This is a genomic window from uncultured Clostridium sp. (genome assembly GCF_937920395.1).
GTDB lineage: Bacteria > Bacillota > Clostridia > Clostridiales > Clostridiaceae > Clostridium_AD.
Genome location: NZ_CALEVF010000129.1, coordinates 1 through 5,959 on the forward strand (window position 1 = coordinate 1; position 5,959 = coordinate 5,959).

General features: G+C 29.1%; 3 protein-coding genes. All 3 read right to left on the reverse strand.

Features of this window, described 5'->3' with window-relative positions; translation table 11 throughout:
- Positions 1–572: 572 nt before the first annotated feature.
- Complete coding sequence (locus Q0649_RS09905; RefSeq protein WP_298840961.1) at positions 573–2,939, reverse strand: ATP-dependent DNA helicase; 2,367 nt, start codon at positions 2,937–2,939, stop codon at positions 573–575.
- 161 nt (positions 2,940–3,100) lie between these two features.
- A complete protein-coding gene (locus Q0649_RS09910; protein WP_298840964.1) occupies positions 3,101–5,068 on the reverse strand; it encodes an ABC-F family ATP-binding cassette domain-containing protein in 1,968 nt (655 codons plus the stop codon).
- A 188-nt stretch (positions 5,069–5,256) separates the two neighbouring features.
- Positions 5,257–5,856: a cell division protein ZapA gene (gene zapA / locus Q0649_RS09915; protein ID WP_298840967.1), complete on the reverse strand. Its 600-nt coding sequence runs from the start codon at positions 5,854–5,856 to the stop codon at positions 5,257–5,259.
- Positions 5,857–5,959 lie beyond the last annotated feature (103 nt).

The following is a 5,959-nucleotide window of genomic DNA, read 5'->3' on the forward strand; positions in this document are numbered from 1 at the left end:
AAATTTTAGATAGATATTTCACTAAAATCTTTTAGAGTTTCGCAATCAGCTAATACTTTTTAAATAGCTAACAATTCTAAATTGCCTTTCCTATACAGTTTATCACTATAAAGCTTTAATCATTATTAATTTTCTGTAAAAGATACTTACTGACAATCAATTGCTTTTTAAAATTTTATATTTCTATACTTGTTCCATGTTTCTTACATTTTGTCGAATTATCTTGTTGTTTCTAGCTTTAATTGTGTTTAAATTAAACTTTTGATAATCCCATTGACTATTTGTGTAATTCGTGGTATTCTTAAAACAAGAAATAAGTCGAACATATTTATAATATGCACACAAATGATAAATCTTATTTCGACATTAATTGCAAATTTAAATACCCCCATAATAAAAGGAAACTATTTATGTCCTATTAGTAAACTATTATCGTATTCATGGATATAAATATTTTATGTAGATGTATTTGTAGCTGTTATAAATAAATTAGGTTTCCTTTATTTATCCCCCCCAATATATAAATAAAATTTAAGTACAAAAAAACTTGAGCAAACGCTCAAGTTTTTTTATTATTCCCAAAATTCACAACTCACTTGACTTACATGAATGTTATTGTTTACTATTTGATAATCATTCCATTCTTTTGGAAATAATCGTCTATATCTTTGCTTTAGAAATCTATCATCTATTAAAAGTACAGTTCCTCTATCTTCTTCTGTTCTAATTACCCTTCCTGCTGCCTGTAGTACTTTATTCATACCAGGGTACATATAGGAATATTCATAACCACAATTGCTTTTATTATTAAAGTATTCTTTAATAATTTCCCGTTCAAAACAAATCATTGGATGCCCTACCCCAATTATTATAACACCAATCAAGGCATCGCCTTTTAAATCAATTCCTTCTGAGAATATACCACCTAAAACTCCAAAACCTAAGATACTGCCTTTCCCGTTGCTATTAAACCCCTTAAGGAAAGCTTCCCTCGCATCTTCATCCATAGCATTAACTTGAATACTAACTTTCACACTTGGGTATAATTTTGAAAACTCACTAAACACGACCTCCATATATTTATATGACGGAAAAAAAACCATATAATTTCCTTTTTTAGCACTTATCACAGAATATATATATTCTACTATTTTGGGGTAACTATTTTCTCTATCATTGTATTTAGTAGAAATATCCCTAGCTATCATTACTTTAAGTTTATTTTTATCAAATGGGGACTTTAGAGTTAAATTGTAATCCTTACTTTGTCCACCCAAAATTTCTTTAAAATATGATAATGGCAATAACGTTGCAGAAAAATAAACTACTGAACGCCCTCTTTTTGAGGCCTCTCTTAAAAGCTTAGATGGATCTAAGCAAAATATTTTTAATACTACATCGTCATCAAAACTTTCTACATAGGTTATATATTTATCATCATATAGTTCAGCTATCCTTATAAAACTAAGCGAAGTAAAATATAACTCTAAAAAGTTATCATATATTTCAGATTTTTCATTTTTAGTAAGCCAAACCTCTAATATTTTAGTAAGTCTCGTAAGAAGATTATATACATCTACAGGTTCTGCATCTTGTTTATAATACCCATCTTCATTACACAATTTTTTCATGTTTAACATAAAAGAATTTAGCTTACTTAAGATCTTGTACATTTGATCATTTTTACCTTTTATATCTTTTTTCAATTGTAGAAACAATTTCTTATGTATTTGAGATGAAAACATTTCTCTTGCCCTATCTACTAGGTTATGAGCTTCATCAACCAATATAGTATAATCACCGTTATTATCAGTAAAGAACCTTTTTAAATACACCCTAGGGTCAAACACATAATTATAATCACATATAACACAATCAGCCCATAATGTTAAATCTAATGAAAATTCAAAAGGACATACTTTATGTTTCTTAGAATACATCTCAATAATCTCTCTACTAAATGTATTTTCATTCTTCAATATATCAAAAATAGCATCATTTACCCTATCAAAATGTCCTTTTGCAAATAAACATTGTTCTGGGTTACATGCACTGCCCTTACTAAAACATAATTTATCCTTTGCAGTTATTGTAATGGTCTTAAACTCAAGGCCTCGCTCTTTCATTTTATAAAATGCATCCTCTGCGACTTGTCTTGTTATAGTTTTTGCAGTTAAGTAAAAAATTTTTGAGGTATGCCCTTCTCCCACAGCCTTAATGCTTGGAAACAATGTAGATATAGTTTTTCCTATTCCAGTTGGCGCTTGCACAAACATTTTTTTACCTTCTACTATTGTTCTATATACAGAAACTGCAAGTTCTCTTTGTCCCTCCCTATAACTATCAAAAGGAAACTTTAAATCTTTTATAGTCGTGTCCCGCTTCTTATTCCATTCACTTGTAATATTGGCCCATACAAAATAAATAGAAATAATTCCATCAAAAAATTCTTTGAGTTTATTAATTGAGAATGCTTTAACAAATCTCTTAATTTTTTCACTATTTATTTCATAATAAGTTAATTGAACATTAATGAGTGTAAGGTTGTTTTGAACTGCATATATATACGCATAACACTTAACTTGAGCCCAATGAAGACTATTGTAGTCTTCTTTTATAAATTCTATATCTTTAGTAACTGTTTTAATTTCATCTACAGTGACTTTTCCATCTTTTATTAGAATACCATCGGCTCGTCCATCAATTACAATAGTAATATCATTATGTATTGTTTTATATTTTAAACTCACCTCAGATAAATATTTTTCGTTAAGCAAGACAGAATATTTTTCACTATTTTCCTTTTGAATCTTTTGATGTGCTTTTGTTCCCTCTACAGCCCTGCTACTTCCCATAAACCGCATATCCAGATCCCCAGCTCTTAGAACAAACTCTACTAAGTTACGCACAGATATTTTTATATCTCTAGTCTTATCCACAGATTATACCTTCTTTATTATTTTAACAACATTTCAAAAGGTAAATCTCCCACTTCTATAAGTATGAGATTTACCTTCTGAATTTGTTAATACATTTTTGCAAAGTCCATCTCCCTTAGAACTATTACAGCTCGTAGGCTATTCGCTCCCAAAGAGATAATTTAACTATTTTTCTGCGTTTCTATTTTTTCTACCAATTCATTTAAATATGTCCAACGTTTCATTAAATATTCAGTCTCTGTTTTAATAGTCTTCTGCTCCTGAACTAGTTTCTCCAAATATTCAAAGTCACTACTACCAGCGTTAATTTTTTTATTAACATCTACAAGTTCTTTTTCCTTCTGCTCAATTGCACCATCTATTTCCTCAAATTCTTTTTTTTCTTTAAATGTAAACTTCAAAATTTTATCGCTCTTAATATCTTTATTATTGTCCATTGCAACTTCTTTATTATCAAGTTCTTTGTCCTGTTTCTTTTCAACTTTTTTTTCTTCCTTATTCTCTTCATTATTATCTTCTAGTACTTGTGGATTTTTTTCTATGTATTCTTGATAATCAGTGTAATTTCCAACAAATTGTATTATTTTCGCATTACCCTCAAAACTGAATATTTTGTCAGATACTCTATCTAAAAAGTATCTATCATGTGATACAGTTATAACAACACCATTAAATCCGTCTAAATAATCTTCAAGGACCGCTAGTGTCTGAATATCAAAATCATTAGTTGGCTCGTCTAAAAATAATACATTTGGAGCTTCCATAAGAATTCTTAATAAATACAATCTTCGTTTTTCTCCACCAGATAAACTAGAGATAAATGAATGTTTCGTGTTTTTATCAAATAAAAATCTTTCGAGCATTTGTGAAGCTGTAATCTTTTCTCCACTACCTGTGGATATATATTCTGCACCTTCTCTTATGTATTCAATGGCACGAAGATTTTCATTCATCTCACCATTTTCTTGATGAAAAAATCCAATTTTAACTGTTTCGCCCCATTCAATTTCTCCTGCATCTTGTTTTAATACTCCACTTAAGATATTCATTAGAGTTGATTTCCCCATTCCATTAGGGCCTATAATACCTACTTTATCACGTCTTGTAAATATATGACTAAAATCTTCAATTAATTTTTTATCACCAAATGATTTATAGATATGTTCTACATTTAAGATTTTTTTACCAAGTCTTGTAGATGCCGAAGATAATTCTAAGTTATCACTTGAAGTGTCTACTTTTCCAGCCTTAAGCTCATCAAAACGATCAATTCTAGCCTTCTGCTTTGTGCTTCTAGCCTTCGCTCCACGTCTTATCCACGCTAATTCCTTTTTAAATAAACTTTCCCTTTTTCTTTCTAATGTATCTACTAAAGCCATTCTCTCAACTTTCTTTTCCAAATATACAGAATAATTACCATCGTAGCTATATAAATTACCCTTGTCCAGTTCAATAATTTTATTCGTTATTCTATCTAAAAAATATCTATCATGGGTAATCATTAGTAGAGCACCCTTTCTTTTATTTAAAAACTTCTCTAACCAATCAATTATTTTATTGTCCATATGATTTGTGGGCTCATCTAAAATCAATAGATCCGATGGAGTAATTAATGCACTACATAATGCCACTCTCTTTCTTTGTCCACCGGAGAGTTCACCTATACGTTGCTTAAAATCAGTTATTCCAAGCTTTGTTAATATGATTTTAGCATCATCTTGTACTTGCCATCCATTACATGCATCCATTTTATCATTTAGCCTCATGAGCGTATTAAGAGTGGATTCACTTTCTGGATTTTCTTGTAATTTCTCTAAAACGACCTCATATTCTCTTATAACTTTCATAACATCCGTATCACTCTTAAAAATCTGCTCAAGTACTGTAGCTTCTGAATCAAACTCAGGATTTTGAGATAAATACTCTATGTTTACTTTGTTTCCCTTTATAATTCTACCAGCATCCGGAACCTCGTAGCCAGCTATTATTTTTAAAAAAGTTGATTTTCCAGTACCATTAACACCTATTAAACCAATTTTATCTCCATCACTTATACCTAGTGACACTTTATCAATGAGTATTCTCTCACTATAACTTTTACTCACTTCTTCGATTGTTAACAAATTCATATATGTACCATCCTTTTCATGGCATAACACCATGCTTTAATTATAACTAAATAAATAGCTAAGGTATAGTGGAAATTTTTTTAAATTATTTCTCTAACCAAAGATATATATTGTTTATGTATTCTTACTGTCTTATCAATAAAAAAATCGCCTTTCGGCGACAGCTTAAACATACTCTTAAATAAGATTTATTTTTTACGCGTAGTTAAAAGAGGATTGTTTATTTTCTTTTGTTTTGCCAAACTAATTTGATATTCTATCAACTTGTTTTGAGAATCAATTATTTTATACTTATAAGATTGGAGCTTAAATTTCATTGCTTTATTTTCTGTTTTAATATCTTTATTTTCTTCAATAGAAGTTTTATTAGTCTCTTTCATAACCTCTAATTGCTGTTGCATATCTATATTTTCCTGTTCTAAGGTTTTTACATATTCAGTTTTTTCTATATTCTTACATTTATTAAGCAATTCTTGATTATAATCTTCCATATGGCTTAACTGTTTTTTTAAATCTTCTAACTGCACTGTCAATTCTTCATCATGCTTATTTAATTCTTCACCCTTAGCTTTCAGTTCTTTGCAGAGTAATTTACTTTTAAACATATCATCGCCTAAATTTAAAGCTGTTAAAATTGCTGCCGAAGATGTACTAAGTTTCTCGTTATTGTCCATTATATTTTTTATTTTTTTATCAACAAAGCTAGCTACCATATGTAAATATTCTTCTCTTTCGTCACCTTTTAAATTATATTCAATACCATTTATTTTTATTGTCACAACGTTCATCTAAAACACCCTCTTAGACAGATTAATTAATCTTATTGTAACACAATATAACTTTTAATAAAACCAATATTTTGAAATTAATCATACAAATCAAACAATTAAT

Excerpts from the sequence above, each read along its gene's own strand:
- zapA (WP_298840967.1), bottom strand. The coding sequence starts at position 5,856 with ATGAACGTTGTGACAATAAAAATAAATGGTATTGAATATAATTTAAAA.
- Q0649_RS09910 (WP_298840964.1), bottom strand. The coding sequence starts at position 5,068 with ATGAATTTGTTAACAATCGAAGAAGTGAGTAAAAGTTATAGTGAGAGA.